Genomic DNA, 21,095 nt, shown 5'->3' on the forward strand with positions numbered 1-21,095 from the left:
GCAGCTCGAAAGGACTTTGAACCAGCATGGCCGACGAGAACACCCCTGTGACCCCGGATGGCGTGACCGCCGAGGGCACGCCCGCCGCCATCGAAGGCGTGGGCATGCGCGTCGAGCCCGTCGGGCTCGAAACGGAGATGCAGCGCTCCTACCTCGACTACGCGATGTCCGTCATCGTCTCGCGTGCGCTGCCCGACGTCCGGGACGGCCTCAAGCCCGTCCACCGCCGGGTGCTCTATGCGATGTACGACGGCGGCTACCGCCCCGAGAAGGGCTTCTACAAGTGCGCCCGCGTCGTCGGCGACGTCATGGGTACGTACCACCCGCACGGTGACTCCTCGATCTACGACGCCCTGGTCCGCCTGGCGCAGACCTGGTCGATGCGGATGCCGCTGGTGGACTCCAACGGCAACTTCGGCTCTCCGGGCAACGACCCGGCCGCGGCCATGCGGTACACCGAGTGCAAGATGGCGCCGCTGTCGATGGAGATGCTCCGGGACATCGACGAGGACACCGTCGACTTCCAGGACAACTACGACGGCCGTAACCAGGAGCCGACGGTCCTGCCGGCCCGCTTCCCGAACCTGCTGATCAACGGCTCGGCGGGCATCGCGGTCGGTATGGCCACCAACATCCCGCCGCACAACCTCCGTGAGGTCGCCGCCGGTGCCCAGTGGGCGCTGGAGAACCCGGAAGCCTCCCACGAGGAGCTGCTCGAGGCGCTGATCGAGCGGATCAAGGGCCCCGACTTCCCCACCGGCGCCCTGGTGGTCGGCCGCAAGGGCATCGAGGAGGCCTACCGCACCGGCCGCGGCTCGATCACGATGCGCGCGGTGGTCGAGGTCGAGGAGATCCAGAACCGCCAGTGCCTGGTGGTCACCGAGCTGCCCTACCAGGTCAACCCGGACAACCTCGCGCAGAAGATCGCCGACCTGGTCAAGGACGGCAAGGTCGGCGGTATCGCGGACGTCCGCGACGAGACCTCCTCGCGCACCGGCCAGCGCCTGGTCATCGTCCTCAAGCGCGACGCGGTCGCCAAGGTCGTCCTCAACAACCTCTACAAGCACACCGATCTGCAGACCAACTTCGGCGCCAACATGCTCGCCCTGGTCGACGGGGTGCCGCGCACGCTCTCGCTGGACGCGTTCATCCGCAACTGGGTCACGCACCAGGTCGAGGTCATCGTCCGCCGGACGCAGTTCCGGCTGCGCAAGGCCGAGGAGCGGGCGCACATCCTGCGCGGTCTGCTCAAGGCGCTGGACGCCATCGACGAGGTCATCGCGCTGATCCGGCGCAGTGACACGGTCGAGGTGGCGCGCGAGGGCCTGATGGGCCTGCTGACCATCGACGAGATCCAGGCGAACGCGATCCTGGAGATGCAGCTGCGCCGGCTGGCCGCCCTGGAGCGCCAGAAGATCACCGCCGAGCACGACGAGCTGCAGCGCAAGATCAGCGAGTACAACGCGATCCTGGCCTCCCCGGAGCGCCAGCGCCAGATCATCAGCGAGGAACTCGCCGCGATCGTCGAGAAGTTCGGCGACGACCGGCGCTCCAAGCTGGTGCCCTTCGAGGGCGACATGTCCATCGAGGACCTGATCGCCGAGGAGGACATCGTCGTCACGATCACCCGTGGCGGCTATGTGAAGCGCACCAAGACCGACGACTACCGCTCGCAGAAGCGCGGCGGCAAGGGCGTGCGGGGCACGAAGCTCAAGGAAGACGACATCGTCGACCACTTCTTCGTCTCCACGACCCACCACTGGCTGCTGTTCTTCACGAACAAGGGCCGGGTCTACCGCGCCAAGGCGTACGAGCTCCCCGACGCGGGGCGTGACGCGCGGGGTCAGCATGTGGCCAATCTCCTCGCCTTCCAGCCGGACGAGCAGATCGCGCAGATCCTGGCGATCCGCGACTACGAGGCAGTGCCGTATCTGGTGCTCGCCACCAAGGCCGGCCTGGTGAAGAAGACGCCGCTCAAGGACTACGACTCGCCCCGCTCCGGCGGTGTGATCGCGATCAACCTGCGCGAGCAGGAGGACGGCACGGACGACGAGCTGATCGGCGCCGAGCTGGTGTCGGAGACCGACGATCTGCTGCTGATCAGCAAGAAGGCGCAGTCGATCCGGTTCACCGCGACCGACGACGCGCTGCGCCCGATGGGCCGCGCCACCTCCGGTGTGAAGGGCATGAGCTTCCGCGAGGGCGATGAACTGCTCTCGATGAACGTGGTCCGCGCCGGTACGTACGTCTTCACCGCGACGGACGGCGGCTACGCCAAGCGCACTCCGGTCGACGAGTACCGTGTCCAGGGCCGTGGCGGTCTGGGCATCAAGGCCGCCAAGATCGTGGAGGACCGGGGTTCGCTGGTCGGCGCGCTGGTCGTCGAGGCGACCGATGAGATCCTCGCGATCACGCTCGGCGGTGGCGTGATCCGTACGCGGGTCAACGGAGTGCGCGAGACCGGCCGTGACACCATGGGCGTCCAACTGATCAACCTGGGCAAGCGTGATGCCGTCGTGGGCATCGCACGGAACGCCGAGGCCGGCCGTGAGGCCGAGGAGGTCGACGGGGTCGAGGGACCCGACGAGACCGACGCGGCCGAGGGAACCGAGCCCACCGTGGCCGAGGGCGAGCAGCCCACGGCGGAGTAGTACGAGGAGTAGGTCGTGAGTGGAGCCACGGGCGCTGCAGCGGAGGGACCGGGAGCCGGCAAGGGCTCCTCGTCGAAATCCGCCACCGTGACGGATGCCGGCGCCCGTGGCTCCGCCGTTTCTGACACCGGCCCCCGGGACGAGGGCTCGCACCAGGGGGGACCCGTGACCGATACCCGTCAGCCGCAACCGCAGCCGCAAGGCAAGCCCGAGGGCGGCTCCTCGCAGCCCTACGAGCCGCCTCAGGCGTATCCCACCGGCGGCGGACAGCAGGGCGGGGCCGCGGTGCGCCTGCCGCGTACGGGCGCCCGCACGGCCCCGCGGACCCGCAAGGCGCGGCTGCGGGTGGCCCGCGCCGATCCGTGGTCGGTGATGAAGGTCAGCTTCCTGCTCTCCATCGCGCTGGGCATCTGCACGGTGGTGGCCGTCGCGGTGCTGTGGATGGTCATGAACGCCATGGGCGTCTTCTCCACGGTCGGCGGGACGATCAGCGACGCCACCGGCTCCGGCGACGGTTCCGGCTTCGATGTGCAGTCGTTGCTGTCGCTGCCGCGGGTGCTGCTGTTCACCTCGATCATCGCGGTGATCGATGTGGTGCTGGCGACCGCGCTGGCCACGCTCGGGGCGTTCATCTACAACCTGTCGGCGGGCTTCGTCGGCGGTGTCGAGCTCACCCTCGCCGAGGATGAGTGAGCCCGCACGGACGGGTGTGCGCAGGGCTCCCTGATCCGATTTTGGGAACGCCTCTGAAGTGCGCTAATCTTTCGGTGCAGCGAACGCGCGGCTATAGCTCAGACGGTTAGAGCGCTTCCCTGATAAGGAAGAGGCCCCAGGTTCAAGTCCTGGTAGCCGCACCGCACAGTCGGCCCGGCCGGAGATTTCTCCGGCCGGGCCGATTCGTTCTGTGCGGGCGCAAGTTGGCTCGTGGCAGGCGCCGCGCACGAGGTGTTGCCGACTGTGGGCTAGGTAACCGATCGGTATCAACCGGTGTGTATCATCGGCCGACATAGGTCCCCTACGTCAACGAAAGACGAGGTCGCGCGGTGAAGAAGCTTCTCCTGGTCGCACTGGCCGCCATCGGCGGGCTCCTCGTGTACCGCCAGATCCAGGCGGATCGCGCCGAGCAGGATCTGTGGACGGAGGCGACCGACTCCGTGCCCGCAGGTTCGGGTGTCTGAGACCCCACACGCACAGCACATTCGTACGGACCCCGACTGCCCCTGGGTGGTCGGGGTTTCGTGCATCCCGGGGCGGGCGGGGCGCTCTGCGGGGCGGGGGCCGGCGGCTGCGCCGGGGTGGCTGATGGCCGTCGCTGGAGCGTGACGGCGGTCCTCTTGAATTTGCTATAGCACACCATTTGCTTGCATAGGCAAACATTCTGTCGGTGACGTGACCAGCAGGGCACAAGGGGGGCGGCGCATGGCGCGACGATCACGCAGGGGGGTGCCGGCGTTGCTCGGGTGGCTGCTGGTGGCCCTGGCCGCCGGGCCGCTTCAGGCCGCCGCGGCCGTGCCGGACAGGGGGCCGGTCGCCGCGGGCACCGGATTGGTGATGGTGCTCGACGCCTCCGGCTCGACGGCGGGGAAGGACGGCTCCGGCGGCACCCGGATCGGCGCCGCCCGTAAGGCCGTCGGCACGGCCGTCGACGCGATGCCCGACGGCTACCCCACCGGCCTGCGGGTCTACGGCGCCGACAGGACCGAGGGGTGCGATGACACCCGGCTCGTCCAGCCGGTCGCCGCCCTTGACCGGGCGGGCCTCAAGAAGGCCGTGGCGGGCGTCCGTCCGAAGGGTGACGCCCCCCTCGGGCTCTCCCTGCGCAAGGCGGCGGCGGACCTTCCCCGGCCCGCGGCCGGCGCGCTCGGCCGGCGCACGATCCTGCTGATATCCGATGGCGCGGACACCTGCCGGACGCCGCAGCCCTGCAAGGTCGCCGCCCAACTCGCCGCCGACGGTGTCGATCTGCACATCGACACCGTCGGCTTCCGGGTGGCGGGCCGGGCCCGTGCACAGCTGGAGTGCGTCGCCAAGGCCGGCAACGGGCGGTACTACGACGCCCCGGACGCCAAGACGCTCGCCCGCCGGCTCCAGCGGGCCGGCCAACTCTCCGCGGCCGGCTACCGCTTCAAGGGGCAGCAGGTCCACGGCACGGCGACCCGCAACGGGGCACCGGTCCTCGTCCCCGGGCAGTATCTGGACTCCCTCGGGCCCCACGAGGAGCGGTACTACGCCACCGATCTGGATGCCGCCTCGGCGGCAGATTTCTCGGCGACCGCCGTGCCCCCGCCCGGTGCGGCCGTCGGCTCCCTCGACGCGCTGCGCACCCGGGTCGCCCACGGCGGCGTCGGCGTCTGCGACTCCACCACCGCGCTGTTCGGGCAGCGGGAGGGCGCGACACCGCTGACCGTGGGCGTCAGCCGGATCCCCACACAGCGCGGCACCGGCGGCTGTGACAAGGCCGGGCGGTATTGGCTGGTCGTCGAGCGCAGGGCCGCCAAGGGCTCGGACGCCGCCCGGTGGCCGCTGGAGCTGACGTTTCACGTGGAACATCCGCTGGAGAAGGGCGTCACGCCGGCACGGTCCGCACCGGAGTACGGCGCGGGCGGCAAGGGCGCCACGCTGCCCGCCACGGCCCCCGAGGACGTCACCGGCGGCACCGGCTTCAATGACGCTCCCACGCTGCACCAGGGCGTCTGGCGGGACAAGGTCCTGCCGGCGCAGACCCTTTGGTACAAGGTGCCGGTCGGCTGGGGCCAGCAGCTGCGCTATGACGTGGAGTTCGGCAACGAGCCGAGGATTCAGGGTTCCAGTGCCTCGGCGTCCTACGGCCGCACCCAGGTCTACACACCGTTTCGTACACCGGTCGGCAGCGGCACCGGTGAATTCAGCCCGCAGGTGCGCTACAACGGCCGGCCGGCGTCGCTCAGCATGGGGACGGTCCCGGTCGCCTGGACCAACCGCTACGAGTCGCACCCCGACGTCGTTCCCGTGCACGACAAGGGCGACTTCTACCTTTCGGTGACGCTGGGCGCCAGGGCCTCCCAGATCGCGGAGAGCCCGCAGGTCGGCGTGGTGCTGCGGGTCGCGGTGCTGGGCAAGGAGAAGCCCGGCCCGCAGGCCGGGGGTTCGATGGCCGCGGCCTCCCGGAGGGATTCCGGGCCCTCGGCGGACACCGCGCAGGACAGCGGTGGAGGATGGTCCACAGGACGTGTGGCGGCGGTCGCCGTCGGCGGGGTGGGCGTCCTGCTGCTGGCCGGACTGGCGCCGGCCTACGTACGTCCCCGTCGTCGGCCGGCCGCTGCCGACGGGAACGCGGATCCGAGGAGGGGTGGCTCGTGGTGACGGCGCGCAGGACGCACAGGGGCATCGCCGTACTGGCGACGCTCGGCGCGGTGGCGGTGCTGCCGGGGGCGGTGGGTGTGGCTTCGGCCGACACGATCCCCGGCTACCGCACCGCGAACGGTGCCACACGGGTCGGGGGCACGCCCAGCAACTCCGACGCACCGCGACTGAGTCCCGGACTGCACACCGACAGCATCAAGCGCGGCGAGAAGAAGTACTACTCGGTCATCCTGGACGACCGGACGAACGCGTACTTCTCGGCGGTGGCGGCTCCCCGGCCCGGCACCAAGGTCCGGGACTACGGCGACAAGCTGACCATCAATGTCCAGGACAGCAGCGGCACTACCTGCGACACGGGAGCCAGCCCGTTCTTCCACGGCGGTGGCATGGCGTATCCGATCGCCGACTACGCCACCCGCCGCATCGGCCCCGACCGCACGGCCTGCCAGAAGGCCGGCCCGTACTACCTGGTGCTCACCCGGCAGGGCTCGGCGGCCTCCGGCCCCGACAGCTGGCCGATCGAACTGGACTACCTCGAAGAGCCTCCGCTCAAGGGCAACACCCCCGCCCGGCCCGGCCAGGGCACCTGGAGCACCGCGACGCCCGCACCGCGCACGGACCCCACCCAACGCACCGCCCGGGGCGGCACCGGCTTCAACGACGCGGGCTCGGTGACCTCGGGCGTCTGGACGGACCGGATCCGGCCCGGCGAAACCCGCTTCTACCGCGTCCCGGTGGACTGGGGACAGCGCCTCAACCTCAGCGCGGAGCTGCCGAACGCGACCGGCACCACCACCGGCAGCACCACCGGCACCACCACCGGCAAAGCCATCGGCAGAACCTCCGGATTCATCGCCAGCGCCCTGGGGCTGGGCGTCTACAACCCGGCCCGCGGCGCGGTCGGCGGTGCCACCTTCGTCCCGTACCGGGGCGAGCCCGCCGCCGCCAAGCAGTTCACCGCGCCGGTCGACTACGGCAACCGCTTCAACCCCGTCGACGCGGTCAGCGCGATGCGGTTCGCGGGCTGGTACTACCTCGCGGTCTCCCTGCACCCCGATGCCGCACGGTACTTCCCCAAGGGCACGGACCTCACGCTCCGGGTGGACGTCCGGCTCCACGCCAAGGCCGGTCCCGGCTACACCCAGCCGGCCGGCATCTTCTCCGTCACGCCCGAGGACCGGGAGACGGCGCGCAAGGGGCAGACCGCGCAGGAGGCGCGGGAGACGGAGAAGAGCGGCGTCCTGATGACGGTGGCCTACGCCGGTATCGGCACCGGGGTGGTGCTGCTGGCGGGGCTCGGGACGTGGACGCTGGTGGCCCGGCGCTCGGCGCCGGTTTTGGCCGTCGCGGCGCACGCCTCCGGTGAGCCGGCCGCACCGCCCGCCGTGCCCGGGCAGTCGACCCAAACCACCCAACAGGGGCAGCGGGACGCACAGTTCGGGCCGCCACGGGGCTGGTAGCAGGGTCGGCGGCCGCTGCGCCCGTGGCGTGGTGTCAGGCCGTCAGCAGCGCCCAGACGCCGACCGCGATGCACAGCAGGGCCACGATCAGCACCGGGATCGCGACCTTCGCCGGGGGGCCCGGTCTCCGGTACGGGGCGGGCGGTGCCGCGGCCGGCGCGGCCGGCGCGGCGACGGGTGCACCGGCCGGGTGCCGGACGGGCAGCGGCTGCGGGCCCGCCGTGTAGGGGCGGGTCGCGGAGTGCTCCGGGTGGACGGCGGCCGTCGGCTCGTACGCGGGTGCCGGGGGCGGGGGCGGGGACGTCGGCAGGGGCATGCCGGACGAGGTGCCCGGCCCGGCGGGGCCCACCGGGGCGGCCGGGGCGCCATGGCCGGTGGACGGCCCCACCTGGCCCGTGGACGGACCTGTCTGACCCGTCGGCGTGCCCACCTGGCCTGTCGGTGTCCCCACCTGGCCGGTGGCCGTGCCCATTCGACCCATGGGCGCACTGCCGTACCCCGTCGGCGGACCGCCATGGCCCGTGGGCGCAGGGCCCGGCGGTGGCAGCGTTCCCGGCCTGGGCGTGGGCGTCCGCGCGGGCGCGGGAGTGGGCGTGGGCGAGGTGCTCGGCTCCGGTGGGGCCAGCTGGAAGCTGCCGGTGTCCGACATGGAGAGGTGCCCGGTGGAGGCGGTGCCCGCGGTGGCGCCGGCGGTCGCGGGCCCCGTGGCGCCCCCGGCGGCTCTCAGCGGCCCGGCCGGCCCGAAGCCGGCCGGCAGCGGGCCTATGTGGTCGAAGACCTCGACTATCTCGTCCTCGATCGTCATCTCCGGCAGCAGTTCGACCGCCGAGAGGATGGCCTTGCGCGCCCCGGTGGCCGTCTTGAAGCGCGCGTCCGGGTCGGGGTGCACCAGGGACGCCAGCACCTGCCACAGCGGCTCCGGCACACCCTCGGGCGCGTCCGGGATGCCGCGCTGCTCGAAGTGGTCGGTCAGGCCCTCGGCGTCCGGCTTGACCCCGGTGATCAGATAGAGCGCGACCAGGCCGACCGCGAACAGGTCGGCGGGGAAGTCCGGTTCGGCGCCCAGCATCTGCTCCGGCGCGAAGTAACCGGGCGTGCCCACCACATAGTTGGCCTCGGTGAGTCGTGGCTCCCCCTTGCGCATCGCGATGCCGAAGTCCGACAGCCGCAGATGCGGACGGCCGGTACCGGTGGCCTCCAGCAGGATGTTCGCCGGCTTGATGTCACGGTGCACCACGCCCTCCGCATGCACCGCGGTCAGCCCGGCCAGCAGCTGGTCCAGCAGGACGCACACGAACCGCGGCGGCAGCGGGCCGTAATCCCCGATCAGATGCGCCAGGGAGCCGCCGTTCACCAGATCCATGGTGAACAGCACCTTGTCGTCATCCGCGGCCCAGCTCGCCGGGGCCAGCACATGCGGGTGGTCGATCCGCAGTGCCTGCTCGCGGACGAAGCGCAGCAGCGTGTGCGCATCGCTCTGCTGCAGCACCTTGGCCGCGACGTAGCGGCGGCGCCGGGCGTCCCAGGCGCGCCAGACCGCGCCCACCCCGCCCCGCCCGATCGGGTCGATCAGCTCGTACCGGCCGGCGAAGATCTCACCCATGGCGCCCCGTCCGCTGTCTGAACTCGCAAGGTCCCCTGTGGCTAACTCTGGTGCGCCTCGTAGTGGGCGACCGCGTCCGCGGTGCGACCGGCACCGTAAACCCGGAGGAACTCTGCCAGTTCGGGGTGAGCGGGGGCGAGGGTGTTCGCCGCATCGATGATGTCCCCGGCGTCGGAGACGGACCGCAGCAGCGACTGGATCTCGCGCACCACGCGCCGCACCGTGGTCGCTCCGGTCGAAGATGTCTGCTGTGCGGTGTTGTTGAGCACCGAGCCCCCCGCCGTCTTCTTGATCTCTTCCATGCGGTCGGTCGCCTCGGCGGCGCTGACGCTGCCGTCGGCGACCTGGCCGGCCAGATCCTGCAGCGCCTGCACGCGCTGCACCACGGCCGGGTTGCCTATCTTTGCGCGCTGCCCGCTCATCAGCTGGGACAGCATCGGGGCGGACAGCCCGAGCACGGAGGCGAGCCGGGCCTGGTTGAGGCCGAGATCGTCGATGAGACGGCGGAACAACGCACCCAGCGGCTCCCCGTACCAACTGCGCTGCAGCTCCCGGGCCCGCGCGGTGGCTTCCTGCTGTGCTGCGTCCATACCGTCTCCCCTGTCTCCCCGGTGGCTTCGCTGCCGCGAATCTCGCGAAGCATCCTACGGAGAGCGACGGTGCGCGGCGATACCCGGTCGGGAAAGCGGCCGGACACCGGGTACCCTGGTGCGCGAAGGGGCCTTAGCTCAGTTGGTAGAGCGCTGTCTTTGCATGGCAGATGTCAGGGGTTCGACTCCCCTAGGCTCCACCATAAAGACCCCTCCGACCTGCGAAAACGCGGTCGGAGGGGTCTTTTTTGTGCCGGCTTCGCGGGCCGGTGCCGCGGCGGCGGAGGCCGGTGCGCCGAGGAACGCCCCGTCCGTCGCGCCGCGCTCAGCCCGGTGCCGTCGACGGCTCCTGCACGGCAAGGCGGGCGGCGCTTCCCAGGTGCTGGAGCATGAGCCGGACCGCCGGTACGGATTCGTGGGCGGGCAAGGTCAGGGCGACGACCTCCCGCGGGATGGTGGGGACGACGGGGACCAGGCGGATCGCCTCGGACGGCACGGAACTCAGCGCCAGCTCCGGCAGGACGGCCACCCCCATGCCCGCGCCGACCAGGCCGATCACCGTGGGGTAGTCATCGGTGGTCAGGTCCATCCGGGGGGTGAACCCGCTGCTCTCGCAGACCTTCACCACATGGCGGCGGCAGCTCGCACAGCCGAGGATCCAGGTGTCGTCGGCCAGATCGGCGAGTTCCAGTGTGTCCGCGCCGGCGAGGTGATGGCCCTCGGGGAGCAGGCCGATGAGGCGGTCGGTCAGCAGGGGATGCGCGACCAGGCCGTCCCAGTCGGAGTCTTCCGTCTCCTTCGCGCCGAGTTCGTCCGGATATGCGGCAGTTGCGCGCGGGGGCGTGCCGGGGAGCTCCGGATAGCGGAAGGCCAGTGCGATGTCGCAGTCGCCGTCGCGCAGCATGGCGATGGCGCGCGGCGGCGTGGCCTCGCTGAGCGTGACCTCGATGTCCGGCTGCGCCGCGCGCATGGTGGCCAGGGCGGGCGGGATCACCGTGGCGGTGCCGCTGAGGAAGGAGACCAGCCGCACGCAGCCCGCGTGCAGGCCCACGATGGCGGCTATCTCCTCCTCGGCCGCGGTCAGCCGGGCGAGGATGGAGGTGGCGTGCCGCGCGAGGATCTCGCCGGCTTCCGTGAGACGTGCGTCCCGCCCCGAGCGGGCCAGGATCGGCATTCCCACAGACTTCTCAAGAGCTTTTATCTGCTGACTGACTGCCGGTTGCGTGCAGTTCAGCTCACGTGCGGCGGCGGTGAATGAACCGGCCTTCATCACGGCATGCAGTACACGAAGGTGGCGGGGCTCGATCACTCGGCGAGCATACGGAATTGCCATGTTTCCGTTCAACCCCATTGAGCAGACATGGAAAAGACGGGGAAGTCGTCGAAGTCGCCTGCCGGGCAGCGTCGACAGCAAAGTTAACCCCAAGCAGAGGTAAAGAGATGGGGGTGCGAGAAATGGAGTACGGAAATCCGGATTCCAGTTGTGCCCGTCGTAAGTGGGGTAAATGGGGCGAAGATTCCGTCCGCTTGCCGCCTCAAAAGGGTTAAATGGTGTGAAGTGGGCACTCCTTTCCGGTCTCCAAAATGACTTTTATGGATACCTAAAGGACAACTTGGATTGCGGTTCCGATCATGGCCGTATAGAACTGCGCCCATGCCTGCCGAGATCGTCACAGCGATCCATGGCACTTTCGGAGAAATTCTCCAGGGGTATACCTTTGGTGCGCATGGGTTCGAGCATTTTCTTTTCACTGCCCCGATCGAGGAGTTGAAAAGCCAGGCTCGGTTGTGCCCGTATGAGGGCACGGGTAAGAAGCGACTCGGCATCACTCCTGGTGACCGGGTCAAGGCCCTTTCTGCTTTTGAATTGCTGAGCGCCGAGTTAGGACACGGCGCACCCGACTGCACTATCGAGATCGAGTCCAACATCCCGGTGGCGAAGGGCTACGCCAGCTCCACCGCGGACATTCTGGCGACCGCTCAGCTGTGCATACGCAGCCTGCACCCGGAGACCCCGGAGCCGGTCGTGCACGCACTGGCGCTCTCCGTGGCCCGGAAGCTGGAGTACGGCGACTACCTCCTGCACCCCGGAGTCGCGGCCTGCGCACAGCGCACCCACCGGCTCCTGCACGCGTACCGCACGGACCTGCGCTGGACCATCGTCGGCATCGACGAGGGCGGCTGGGTGCGCACCGAGGAGTTCCATCAGGAGAGCCCCGAGGACCTGGGCAAGGCGCGGGTCTACGAACAGCTCTTCGCGCAGCTCGACACCGCCTTGCGGGCCGACGACTACGCGGCCGCGGCCGAAGTCGCCACCCGGAGCGCCGAGTTGCACAACGACCGGCTGCCCAAGAAGTCCCTGGAGGACCTGCGGCGGATCCAGCACGACCTGGGCGCCCTGGGCGTCTGCATCGCGCACAGCGGCACTCTCGCGGGGCTCATCTTCTCCCGCCACCAGCCGGATCACGACCTGCGGGTCCGGGAATGCCGCTCGCAGCTGGAGACCTGCGGATACACCAGCGAGACATTCACCCTGAAAGAGGCCCAGCGTTGACGACCAGCACCACCAGCACGGCCCCCGACCCGGGGGCCGCTCCCGAGCCGGCCGCGCCGGACCCGAGCCCGCCGCCCCGTACCCGGTCCCAGGCCCACTACCAGGGCATGGTGCTGCTCGCCGTGTGCTGCCTGGCCCTGGGCGGGGTGTTCGTACGGATCAGCGAGATCGGCCCGGTCGCCACCGGCGCCTACCGTTCCCTCTTCGCCGTCCCGCTGCTGCTCGGGATGTCCGTCGCCCTGTCGCGGCGCGCGGGCAGGACAGCCAAGGGCGGCCAGGCCCCGGGGGAGGGCGAAGTCCCGGCCAAGCAGGCCAAGGTGACGCCGCGCGACCGCTTCCTGATCGTGCTCGGCGGGCTGTTCCTCGCGGCCGACCTGTGCCTGTGGAACATCTCGTTCCTCTACACCTCGCTGGCCGAGGCCAACCTCCTGGCCAACCTGGTGCCGTTCCTCATCGCCCCGCTGCTGTTCTTCCTCTTCGGGGACCGCATCCCGTGGAAGCTCCTCTTCCCGGCGCTGCTGGCCCTCGGCGGCCTGTACATCCTCGTCATCCTGGGCACCGGCCTCGACCCGCAGCACCTGCGCGGTGACGTACTCGCCCTGCTGACCGCCGTGTTCTACGCCCTGTTCCTCGTCGTGACCAAGGGCCTGCGCGAGCGCTACGAGGCGACCCGCATCATGGCCACCCTGAGCCTGGCCTGCGCCGTGGCCTGCTTCGTCGTCGCCGCCGTCCTCGGCGAGAGCCTGTGGCCGACGACGGCCAAGGGCTGGCTGGTGCTGATCGCGCTCGCCGTGACCTCCCAGGTGCTCGGGCAGACCCTCATGGCGCACGCGGTGAAGTTCCTGCGGCTGCAGCTGGCCGCCGTCTACGTGCTGCTCCAGCCGGTCGCCGCGGCCGCGTACGGCTTCGTCCTGTTCGGCCAGGAACTCAGCCTGATCCAGCTGGCGGGCATCGCCATCCTCCTCATCTCGATCTTCTGGGCCAAGAACCTTCTGGAGGGCCGTTCATGACCGTCACCGCCGCGCCCCCGGACCGCGTCGATCCCTACGCCGTCCTCGACGGGCTCAGCCGGCTGACCACCCTCCACGCCGGCCGCGTCGGCGACACCCGCCTCGTCCTGCGCGCGATACACGGCAGCCCCGCCACCGAGACCAGCTTCAAGTCCATCCTCGGCCTCGGACTGCTGCTCCTGGCCAGGGAGCACGGCCTGCTCGCCGAGGGCCAGCCGGTGATCGAGTCCACCTCCGGGTCGCTGGGCCTGGGCCTGGCGGCCGCGGGCCGCCTGCTCGGCCATGAGATCCACCTGGTGTCCGACCCCGGCATCCCGGCCGTGACCCGGCGCAAGATCGAGCTGGCGGGGGCCGTGCTGCACCTCGCCCCCGCGCCGCACCCCGTCCTCGGTTTCCAGCAGGCCCGGGACGACCTGCTCCAGCAGCTGCGGGCGGAACACCCCGACTACTACTGGACCAACCAGAACGACAGCCCGCTCAACCCCGAGGTCTACACCCGCTGGGTGGTCCCCCACCTGAGACGCACGCTGGACTTCGCCCGCATCACCGCCGGCATCTTCTGCGTGGGCAGCGGCGGTCACTTCTCCGCGCTGTCCGCCATGCTGCACGCCGAGGGCATCCGCTCCTATGTCGGCGACCGGCACGGCTCCATCACCTTCGGCGGCGACCCCGCCCCCAGCATCCTGCGCGGCACCGGCAACCAGAACCGGATCCCGGCCGTCATCGACTCCGCCCGGGACCGCGTGGCCGGGGTGTTCCAGGTGTCCGATGCCCAAGCCTGTGCCGGAGTCCAGGAGTTGGCGGCCCACGGGATCAGCGTGGGCGGCTCCTCCGGCGTCTGCTACATGGGGGCGCGCCAGCTCGCCGCCGCCCTGGGGCCGGACGCCGACGGTGAGATCCTCACCTTCTTCGCCGACCGCGGCGAACTGTATGGCACCACGCTACTGAACTGGGGAGACAGCAGTGATTGAAGCCGCCCTGTGGAGCTCTTGCCCGCCCACCAAGCAGCTTTTCCACCACGACCCTTACGCCACCACGGGCACGGCGACGGTTCTGCAGGTCAGTGACCGCTACGCGATCTTCGACCAGTCCGTTTTCTACGCGGAGTCCGGCGGTCAGGTCGCCGACCAGGGAACGGTCAACGGGCAGCGCGTCATCGACGTCCAGAAGGCCGGTGGCCGCCCGTTCCAGCTGCCCAACGGTGAAGTCGCCACCATCGAGGCGGTGTTCTACCACGAGTTCGAGGAGCCCTGTGCCCTCACCGTGGGCGAGCAGGTCACGATGGAGATCGACTGGGAACGCCGGCTGCACCACATGCAGATGCACACCCTGGCGCACTTCCTCTTCCATGCGACCGGCGAATACCTCGCGTCCCAGGGGCTGACGCGGTCGACACGCGGCTGCCACATCAGCGACAGCTCCGCCCGCTTCGACTTCAACTGCGCGATCGCGACGGACGCCGTCCCCGGCATCCAGGAGCGCGTCACGGAGTTGCTGGCCGGCTCCCCGGAGGCGACCGTCGACCCGCTGCCCGGCACCCAGGACGTCTTCGTGTGGCGCTCGGGAGACCTGGAGATCCCGTGCGGCGGGACGCACGTCCGCCACCCGAAGGAGATCCAGGGCACGGTGTCCGTGCGCCGCCGCACCAAGGGCAAGGGCGGCACCCGGCTCTACATCGAACTGGACCGGAATGCCGAATGACCTCCGGGCGGCGACGGCCCACCAGCCGCCGGCCCGCCCCGTTCGTCCCGCCTCCCCGGGCCGGCTGCCGGAGCGGCCGCGCTTCCTGACCGACCTCGACGCGCTGCGCGCCCGCCGCACCCTGAAGTGGCAGATCGGCCCGGACACCCCCGACCGCATCTGCCTCGGCGTCGCCGAAATGGACCTGTACCCACCGGAGTTCCTGCGCTCCGCCCTGGTCGAGGCCGTCGGCCTCGGCGAGATCGGTTACGGCCTGCCCGAGGCGCAGGAGGCGGCGTGCGGGCGCTATCTGGCCGAGCACCATGACGCCGACGTCGCCGGGCTGCGCTGCACCACGGACGTGCTGACCGGGCTGCGCTCCCTGATGCGGTCCGGTCTGGCGCCGGGCAGCCCCGTCATCGTCGAGACACCCGTGTACGGCGATCTGTTCACGGTGGTCCGCGAGGCGGGCCTCGCACCGGTGGCCGTCCCGCTGAGCCGCACCGGGGGGCACTGGCAGCACGACTGGGCCGCCCTGGCCACCGCGGCCCGGGAGGGCGCCCGGGGCTGGATCGTGTGCCAGCCGCACAACCCGGTCGGACGGGCCTGGACCCTCCAGGAGATGTCCCGGGCGATCGAGGTGTGCCGGGAGCACGACCTTCTGCTGCTCTCCAATGAGGTGCACATTCCGCTGGGGATGCCCGGCCGCGCGATGCCCTCGGCGTTCGCGGACCCCGCCGTCCACGGGATACGGGCCTTCGGCCTCACCTCCGCGTCGAAGGCGTTCAACATCCCCGGGCTGAAGAGCGCCAGCGTCTACGGCTCCGAGCGCTCGGCACAAGCCCTCACGGAGCTGCCGCAGAGCCTCCTGGGACGCCCGGGCAGCCTCGGCGCCCTCGCCACCGTCGCCTGCTACGGGCCGGAGGGCATCGCCTGGCTGCACACCCTGCGCGAGGAGCTCGCCGAGCGGGTACGGCTCGTCCTCGACGAGCTGGCGAGCCTGCCGGTGCGCGTCGGTGCGAGTGCCCCCGACGCCACGTACCTGGTGTGGGCCGAGGCCGCGGGGGAGCAGGACGCGCGCCGGTTCGCCGGGGCGCTGGAGAGCAGCGGCATACACGTCCTCGCCGGCGAGAGCTTCGGCGGCGCGGCGTTCGACCGCTGCTTCCGCATCAACGCGGCAAGCCACCCGGCGGTCCTGCGGACGGCCTTCGCCCGCCTGCGCGCCGCGCTCGGCTGAGGACGTCCCCCACGGCCGCATGCGAGCGGGCCGTGCCCGCCGGCCCCCGGGACGGGAGGGCGGACACGGCCCGGTGAGCCGGTGGCGGTCGGGTCAGGTGTTGCCGCCGCCGCGTTCATCGGCCTCGGCGTCGGCCTGCTTGGCCTGGACCTCGGGGTCGAGCGAGGCGCCCTGGCTGCCGTCGACCGCGCTCAGCCGGCCGCGGTCGCTGACCTCGGTGGGAGCCGGCGGCTCGACCAGCCAGTCCGGGTTGGCCTGCTTGTCCCACCACTTCCAGGCGGCGATCGCACCGCCGGCCAGGATGCCCAGCACGGTGAGGCGCTTGGCGAGCTTGCCGCACTTGGCCCGCCGGCTGTGCTTCTTCTGAAGCTTGGCGATCTCCTTGGCCGTCACCTGGCCGCGGAGCGCGGCGAGCGCGGCGGCACCGCGGGCGACGGCTTCGTCACGCACCGGCTCGGCCGCGGCCCGCGCGCTGGTCACGGCGTTCTCCAGCCGCGGTGCGGTGTAGTCGGCAGCCTGACGGGCGGCCTTGCGGGTCCGGCGGGCCGCGCGGGTCGCCGCGGCGTCCACCTTGGGCGGCAGCGTGCCACGGGCGTGCTCGAACCGCGGCTGCAGATGGGCGTCGTACTGCGTGCGTGCCTGGTGGGCGGCCTCGGCCACCTTGGGAGCCGCTCGCGTACGCGCTTCGTGAGCGAAGTGCACGGCGGCGTCCTTGGCCGTACCGGCATACGGAGCCACCACCTCCGCGGCGTGTCGCACGCTGTCCCTGGCCGTACCGGTCGCGGCGCGCACGCTGTCCTTGCGGGTCACGGGATCCTCCTCCTCGGTGGCGTTGTCCGGGGCTAGGGGGCCTGGTCCCCCGTGTCTGCTGTATCGCCTGTCCACCCGTTTGGAGATCATGCCCGCTCGGACGTCACACGGCATGTGCGAGCGGGCATCCGGGTCATTGCGGACCTTCCGGAGCCTTGTTGACGACAATGCCACGGTTTGCCGCTCCCGGCGCATGAAATCGGCACGAAGTCCGTCAAGAGCCCGGCAGCGGGAAAGAGTGGCGCGTGGCCCGACAGGGGTGAGGTCGGGCGACGGGCGGGCCGGTCCATGCGAGGATCGTGAACCGTCAGTGCAGACTTATGGAAGGTAGATCGTGGCTGAGCAGCTCTACGCCACCCTGAAGACGAACCAGGGCGACATCGAGATTCGGCTTCTGCCGAACCATGCACCCAAGACGGTCAAGAACTTCGTCGAGCTCGCCAACGGCGAGCGGGAGTGGACCCACCCGGCGACGGGCAAGAAGTCCACGGACCGCCTCTACGACGGCACCGTCTTCCACCGGGTGATCAGTGGCTTCATGATCCAGGGCGGCGACCCGCTGGGCAACGGCACCGGCGGCCCCGGCTACGAGTTCGGGGACGAGTTCCACCCCGACCTGGCCTTCAACAAGCCGTACCTGCTGGCCATGGCCAACGCCGGCCCCGGCACGAACGGCTCGCAGTTCTTCGTGACCGTCGGCGCGACCGCCTGGCTGACCGGCAAGCACACCATCTTCGGTGAGGTCAGCAACGACGCCAGCAAGAAGGTCGTCGACGCGATCGCCGGCACCCAGACGAACCCGCGCACGGACCGTCCGGTCCAGGACGTCGTCATCGAGTCGGTGGTCATCGAGACCCGCTGAGCCGTGTCTTGTGCCCCGGCGTGAGCCGGGGAACCATTGCGCCCCGCCCGGTCGTACATCAGGCGGGGCGCGACGCTCGTCCGGAGCCGGGCGGGAGGGCGAGTGACGGGCGCCCGGACGGAGAAGAGGACGAGGGGACCGATGGACCAGGTGCCAGGCAGCCCACAGGAGCCGCGGGACGCGCGGGGCGACGACGGCCTGCCGGGCTGTTTCCGTCACCCGGACCGCCCGACCGGCATCCGCTGCACCCGCTGTGACAAGCCGATATGCCCCGAGTGCATGATCAGCGCCTCGGTCGGCTTCCAGTGCCCGGACTGCGTACGCGGCGGCAGCGGCACCGGCCGCGCGCCGCAGGCGACGGCGCCGCGCACGATCGCGGGCGGCACGATCACGGCCGATCCCCGGCTGGTCACCAAGGTTCTGCTGGGCCTCAACGTCGCGGTCTTCATCGCCGTGTCGGTGACCGGCGGCGCGCTGAGCCCGCTGGTCAACCACCTCGACATGATCGGTCTCGCCGCCGAACCGGGCCGCTACCAGCTCGTCGGCGTCGCCGAGGGCGAGTGGTACCGCCTGCTGACCGCGATGTTCCTGCACCAGCAGATCGCGCACATCGCGTTCAACATGCTCTCGCTGTGGTGGCTGGGGCCGCCCCTGGAGGCGGCGCTCGGCCGGGCGCGGTTCCTCGCGCTCTATCTGCTCGCCGGCCTGGGCGGCAGCGCGCTGTCGTATCTCCTCGCCGCGCAGAACCAGCCCTCGCTGGGCGCCTCCGGCGCGATCTTCGGGCTGCTCGGCGCGACCGCGGTCCTGATGCGGCGGCTGCGGTACGACATGAAGCCGGTGCTGATCCTGCTCGGCCTGAACCTCGTCTTCACGTTCCTGTGGCCGAATATCGCCTGGCAGGCGCATGTGGGCGGCCTCGTGGTGGGCGCCGCGGTGGCGTTCGGGATGGTGCATGCGCCGCGCGACCGGCGGACCCTGGTGCATTTCGCGACCTGCGCGGTGATGCTGCTCGCGATCGTCGCCGTGGTGGGGGTACGGACCCTTCAGCTCACCGGCTGAGGGGCCCGTACCGCCACGTTGTCCACAGTGCGTGGCCGATCTTGTGCATGCGGTGCGGAACTCTCGTTCCGCACCGCCCTGACCTGCGTTTCCCCAGCCGGGGCAGGGGGAGAGGGCGGCCCGGGGTGGGTGCCGCCGATCACACCGGCGTCAACCTCCCGAGGGTTATCCACAGATCTTCTGAAGTTTTCCCCGACTGTGGATAACCGTGTGGATGGCCTTGGGCAGGGCTTGCCCTACTTCCACTGGGTGGATACGCCGAAGCCCACCGCGATGAAGCCGAAGCCACAGACGATGTTCCAGTTGCCCATGGCCCCGATCGGCAGATCGCCTTCGGACACATAGAACGTCACGATCCACACCAGCCCGATCAGGAACATGGCCAGCATCAACGGCGCCACCCAGCCACGGCCTGAGTTCATCTTCAGGCTGGTGGTCTTCGCCGGCGGCGGCGTGAAGTCGTCCTTCTTGCGGATCCGTGACTTCGGCACGAGGAACTCTCCTGTCGATGCGCTGCTCCCCCGCTCTCGTCCGTGCTCGAGCGGGCGGTGCCCCCATCCGCGGGGAGGTACGGAGTGTGCGCCGGGGCGCGGATGCGGTGGGGAGCGGATTCGTTTCCCGGGCGTCCGTTAGCGTAGTGCTTCCGCGGCGCCGTAAGGAGTAAGGGTACGTTGAGCAATTCCGCTGACTCCCCCGACCGCCCCACCCGGTCACGCCTGCGGCCCGTGCGCCTCCTCACTCTCGTCGTCTTCGCGCTCGCCGGGCTGCTGTTCTGGCTCAGCTTCGACACCGCGCGCGGCACGAATCTGCGCTCGGACGACTCGATGCTGCGGCTGTCCGACCTCATCCAGGAACGCAGCCACAAGAACGGCACCCAGGACGAGAGCAATGCCGCGCTGCGCGCCGAGGTCGACTCCCTCGCCCAGCGTGACAACGGCAGCTCCAAGGCCGAGGAGGCCAAGCTCAAGGCGCTGGAGAAGAACGCCGGCACCAAGCCGGTCAAGGGCCAGGGCGTGACGGTCACGCTCACCGATGCCCCGCCGAACGCCACCGCCAAGATCCCCGGCATCCCCGAGCCGCAGCCCAACGACCTGGTCATCCACCAGCAGGATCTGCAGGCCGTCGTGAACGCCCTGTGGCACGGCGGCGCCAAGGGCATCAAGGTCATGGACCAGCGGCTGATCTCCACCAGCGCGGTGCGCTGCGTCGGCAACACCCTGATCCTCCAGGGCCGGGTCTACTCCCCGCCGTACAAGATCACCGCCGTCGGTGACCGCGAGGCCCTCACCAACGCCCTGACCGCCTCCCCCGCCATCCAGAACTACCTCCAGTACGTGAACGCCTACGGCCTCGGCTGGAAAGTCGACCAGCACGAGGCGATGACTCTTCCCGGCTACTCCGGCACAGTGGATCTCCACTACGCACAGCCTGTGAAGCCGTAGCCGCGTCCCCCGGGGCAGCGGGGAGGGGCGGGGCCGGATGACGCTGCGGGGCGGGACGACGGTGCGGTGGATCGTGCGGACGCTCAGCGAAATCTGCGTCACCGTGGGCGCGCTCATCGTGCTCTTCGTGGTCTATCTCCTCTTCTGGACCGGCGTACGGGCCGACAGCGCCATGGACGGCGAGATCGGCAGACTCCAGGACCGCTGGTCCGCGGGCCCGGTCACCGCTCCCGCCCGCCCGCCGGCCCCCGGCGCCGGCGCCGGCACCGCGCCGGCCGCGCGCCCCCACGGCTACCCATCGGGTGCCTCCTTCGCCGTGATGTACATCCCGCGCTTCGGTGCCGACTGGGCCAAGCCCGTGCTGGAAGGCACCGCGGCCGACGTCCTCAAGCGCGGCCTGGGCCACTACGACCGCACCGCGCACCTCGGCGCGCTCGGCAACTTCTCCGTCGCCGGACACCGCCGCACCTACGGCGACCCGTTCAAGGACTTCCCACGGCTGCATCCCGGCGACGCCGTGGTGCTCACCGACGGCCGGACCTGGTTCACCTACCGCATCGACAACCGGCCCTACACGACGCTGCCCGGCGATATCGGCGTGATCGACCCCGTGCCGCGGAAGTCCGGTTTCCACGGCCCCGGGCGGTATCTCACGCTGACGACCTGCGAGCCGGAATGGGGCCACAGCCACCGGCTGATCGCCTGGGCACACCTGGATTCCACCCAACCCGCGGCACGGGGAAGGCCATCGGCTTTGACCGGCTGACCCACCTGCGCCCGCCCTCGCCCCTTACT

19 protein-coding genes and 2 tRNA genes are annotated in these 21,095 nt (G+C 70.6%); 16 read left to right on the top strand and 5 right to left on the bottom strand.

The features are described 5' to 3' along the window. The first annotated feature begins 26 nt into the window (after positions 1-26). The 6 genes from gyrA to OIU81_RS18025 all read left to right on the top strand — a co-directional run bounded on the left by gyrA (position 27) and on the right by OIU81_RS18025 (position 7,453). Positions 27-2,651 (top strand): DNA gyrase subunit A, encoded by a 2,625-nt coding sequence (gyrA, locus tag OIU81_RS18000; protein ID WP_329149088.1) that lies wholly within the window; start codon positions 27-29, stop codon positions 2,649-2,651. A gap of 15 nt (positions 2,652-2,666) precedes the next feature. Continuing rightward, entirely contained in the window at positions 2,667-3,344 is a 678-nt protein-coding gene (locus OIU81_RS18005; protein ID WP_329149090.1) for a DUF3566 domain-containing protein, read from the top strand. 87 nt (positions 3,345-3,431) lie between these two features. Continuing rightward, positions 3,432-3,505: transfer RNA gene (locus OIU81_RS18010), tRNA-Ile, on the top strand. Between the two features lie 189 nt (positions 3,506-3,694). Continuing rightward, complete coding sequence (locus OIU81_RS18015; RefSeq protein ID WP_003958712.1) at positions 3,695-3,829, top strand: DLW-39 family protein; 135 nt, start codon at positions 3,695-3,697, stop codon at positions 3,827-3,829. Positions 3,830-4,070: 241 nt separating this feature from the next. Then, the gene (locus OIU81_RS18020; protein WP_329149092.1) at positions 4,071-5,993 is read left to right on the top strand and encodes a vWA domain-containing protein; all 1,923 of its coding nucleotides are present in this window, start codon (positions 4,071-4,073) and stop codon (positions 5,991-5,993) included. Continuing rightward, positions 5,990-7,453 (top strand): hypothetical protein, encoded by a 1,464-nt coding sequence (locus tag OIU81_RS18025; RefSeq protein WP_329331145.1) that lies wholly within the window; start codon positions 5,990-5,992, stop codon positions 7,451-7,453. Before OIU81_RS18020 ends, OIU81_RS18025 begins: the two co-directional genes overlap by 4 nt. Before the next feature lie 34 nt (positions 7,454-7,487). Here the strand turns inward: OIU81_RS18025 and OIU81_RS18030 are convergent, their stop codons facing one another. Then, positions 7,488-9,056, bottom strand: coding sequence for a serine/threonine-protein kinase (locus OIU81_RS18030; protein WP_329149097.1), 1,569 nt, complete (start codon positions 9,054-9,056; stop codon positions 7,488-7,490). Positions 9,057-9,097: 41 nt separating this feature from the next. Next, complete coding sequence (locus OIU81_RS18035) at positions 9,098-9,646, bottom strand: helix-turn-helix domain-containing protein (protein ID WP_006604436.1); 549 nt, start codon at positions 9,644-9,646, stop codon at positions 9,098-9,100. 127 nt (positions 9,647-9,773) lie between these two features. On the opposite strand from OIU81_RS18035, the gene OIU81_RS18040 reads away from it, so the two are divergent. Then, positions 9,774-9,849: transfer RNA gene (locus tag OIU81_RS18040), tRNA-Ala, on the top strand. Between the two features lie 122 nt (positions 9,850-9,971). On the opposite strand, the gene OIU81_RS18045 is transcribed toward OIU81_RS18040, so the two are convergent. After that, on the bottom strand, positions 9,972-10,955 hold the full coding sequence (locus OIU81_RS18045) for a LysR family transcriptional regulator (RefSeq protein WP_329149101.1): 984 nt from the start codon (positions 10,953-10,955) through the stop codon (positions 9,972-9,974). A gap of 345 nt (positions 10,956-11,300) precedes the next feature. Between OIU81_RS18045 and OIU81_RS18050 the strand changes: the two genes are divergently transcribed. The 5 genes from OIU81_RS18050 to OIU81_RS18070 are packed head-to-tail and all read left to right on the top strand — an operon-like array spanning position 11,301 to position 16,127. Further along, positions 11,301-12,200, top strand: coding sequence for a GHMP family kinase ATP-binding protein (locus tag OIU81_RS18050; protein WP_443074006.1), 900 nt, complete (start codon positions 11,301-11,303; stop codon positions 12,198-12,200). Further along, entirely contained in the window at positions 12,197-13,210 is a 1,014-nt protein-coding gene (locus OIU81_RS18055) for a DMT family transporter (RefSeq protein ID WP_329149106.1), read from the top strand. Before OIU81_RS18050 ends, OIU81_RS18055 begins: the two co-directional genes overlap by 4 nt. Further along, positions 13,207-14,181 carry a pyridoxal-phosphate dependent enzyme gene (locus OIU81_RS18060; RefSeq protein WP_329149109.1) on the top strand — a complete coding sequence of 325 codons (975 nt, stop codon included), beginning with the start codon at positions 13,207-13,209 and terminating at the stop codon, positions 14,179-14,181. Before OIU81_RS18055 ends, OIU81_RS18060 begins: the two co-directional genes overlap by 4 nt. Further along, the gene (locus tag OIU81_RS18065) at positions 14,174-14,911 is read left to right on the top strand and encodes an alanyl-tRNA editing protein (RefSeq protein ID WP_329149111.1); all 738 of its coding nucleotides are present in this window, start codon (positions 14,174-14,176) and stop codon (positions 14,909-14,911) included. Before OIU81_RS18060 ends, OIU81_RS18065 begins: the two co-directional genes overlap by 8 nt. Continuing rightward, positions 14,901-16,127, top strand: a complete 1,227-nt coding sequence (locus OIU81_RS18070; protein ID WP_329149112.1) for an aminotransferase class I/II-fold pyridoxal phosphate-dependent enzyme — start codon at positions 14,901-14,903, stop codon at positions 16,125-16,127. Before OIU81_RS18065 ends, OIU81_RS18070 begins: the two co-directional genes overlap by 11 nt. 93 nt (positions 16,128-16,220) lie before the next feature. On the opposite strand, the gene OIU81_RS18075 is transcribed toward OIU81_RS18070, so the two are convergent. Continuing rightward, on the bottom strand, positions 16,221-16,937 hold the full coding sequence (locus tag OIU81_RS18075) for a DUF5324 family protein (RefSeq protein WP_329149114.1): 717 nt from the start codon (positions 16,935-16,937) through the stop codon (positions 16,221-16,223). A 334-nt stretch (positions 16,938-17,271) separates the two neighbouring features. Between OIU81_RS18075 and OIU81_RS18080 the strand changes: the two genes are divergently transcribed. Beyond that, a complete protein-coding gene (locus OIU81_RS18080) occupies positions 17,272-17,799 on the top strand; it encodes a peptidylprolyl isomerase (RefSeq protein WP_235446176.1) in 528 nt (175 codons plus the stop codon). Positions 17,800-17,940: 141 nt separating this feature from the next. Next, positions 17,941-18,858: a rhomboid family intramembrane serine protease gene (locus OIU81_RS18085; protein WP_329149118.1), complete on the top strand. Its 918-nt coding sequence runs from the start codon at positions 17,941-17,943 to the stop codon at positions 18,856-18,858. Positions 18,859-19,094: 236 nt separating this feature from the next. On the opposite strand, the gene crgA is transcribed toward OIU81_RS18085, so the two are convergent. Beyond that, positions 19,095-19,349 carry a cell division protein CrgA gene (crgA, locus tag OIU81_RS18090; RefSeq protein WP_329149122.1) on the bottom strand — a complete coding sequence of 85 codons (255 nt, stop codon included), beginning with the start codon at positions 19,347-19,349 and terminating at the stop codon, positions 19,095-19,097. Positions 19,350-19,529: 180 nt separating this feature from the next. On the opposite strand from crgA, the gene OIU81_RS18095 reads away from it, so the two are divergent. After that, on the top strand, positions 19,530-20,300 hold the full coding sequence (locus OIU81_RS18095) for a DUF881 domain-containing protein (RefSeq protein ID WP_329149125.1): 771 nt from the start codon (positions 19,530-19,532) through the stop codon (positions 20,298-20,300). Between the two features lie 37 nt (positions 20,301-20,337). Then, complete coding sequence (locus OIU81_RS18100) at positions 20,338-21,066, top strand: class E sortase (protein WP_329149127.1); 729 nt, start codon at positions 20,338-20,340, stop codon at positions 21,064-21,066. Positions 21,067-21,095: the final 29 nt, after the last annotated feature.

This window comes from Streptomyces sp. NBC_01454 (assembly GCF_036227565.1).
In the GTDB taxonomy this organism is placed as follows: domain Bacteria; phylum Actinomycetota; class Actinomycetes; order Streptomycetales; family Streptomycetaceae; genus Streptomyces.

Bases quoted from the DNA above. Each gene is read 5' to 3' on its own strand.
- gyrA (WP_329149088.1), top strand. From the start codon at position 27: ATGGCCGACGAGAACACCCCTGTGACCCCGGATGGCGTGACCGCCGAG.
- OIU81_RS18020 (WP_329149092.1), top strand. From the start codon at position 4,071: ATGGCGCGACGATCACGCAGGGGGGTGCCGGCGTTGCTCGGGTGGCTG.
- OIU81_RS18030 (WP_329149097.1), bottom strand. From the start codon at position 9,056: ATGGGTGAGATCTTCGCCGGCCGGTACGAGCTGATCGACCCGATCGGG.
- OIU81_RS18035 (WP_006604436.1), bottom strand. From the start codon at position 9,646: ATGGACGCAGCACAGCAGGAAGCCACCGCGCGGGCCCGGGAGCTGCAG.
- OIU81_RS18050 (WP_443074006.1), top strand. From the start codon at position 11,301: ATGCCTGCCGAGATCGTCACAGCGATCCATGGCACTTTCGGAGAAATT.
- OIU81_RS18060 (WP_329149109.1), top strand. From the start codon at position 13,207: ATGACCGTCACCGCCGCGCCCCCGGACCGCGTCGATCCCTACGCCGTC.
- OIU81_RS18070 (WP_329149112.1), top strand. From the start codon at position 14,901: ATGCCGAATGACCTCCGGGCGGCGACGGCCCACCAGCCGCCGGCCCGC.
- OIU81_RS18085 (WP_329149118.1), top strand. From the start codon at position 17,941: ATGGACCAGGTGCCAGGCAGCCCACAGGAGCCGCGGGACGCGCGGGGC.
- OIU81_RS18100 (WP_329149127.1), top strand. From the start codon at position 20,338: ATGACGCTGCGGGGCGGGACGACGGTGCGGTGGATCGTGCGGACGCTC.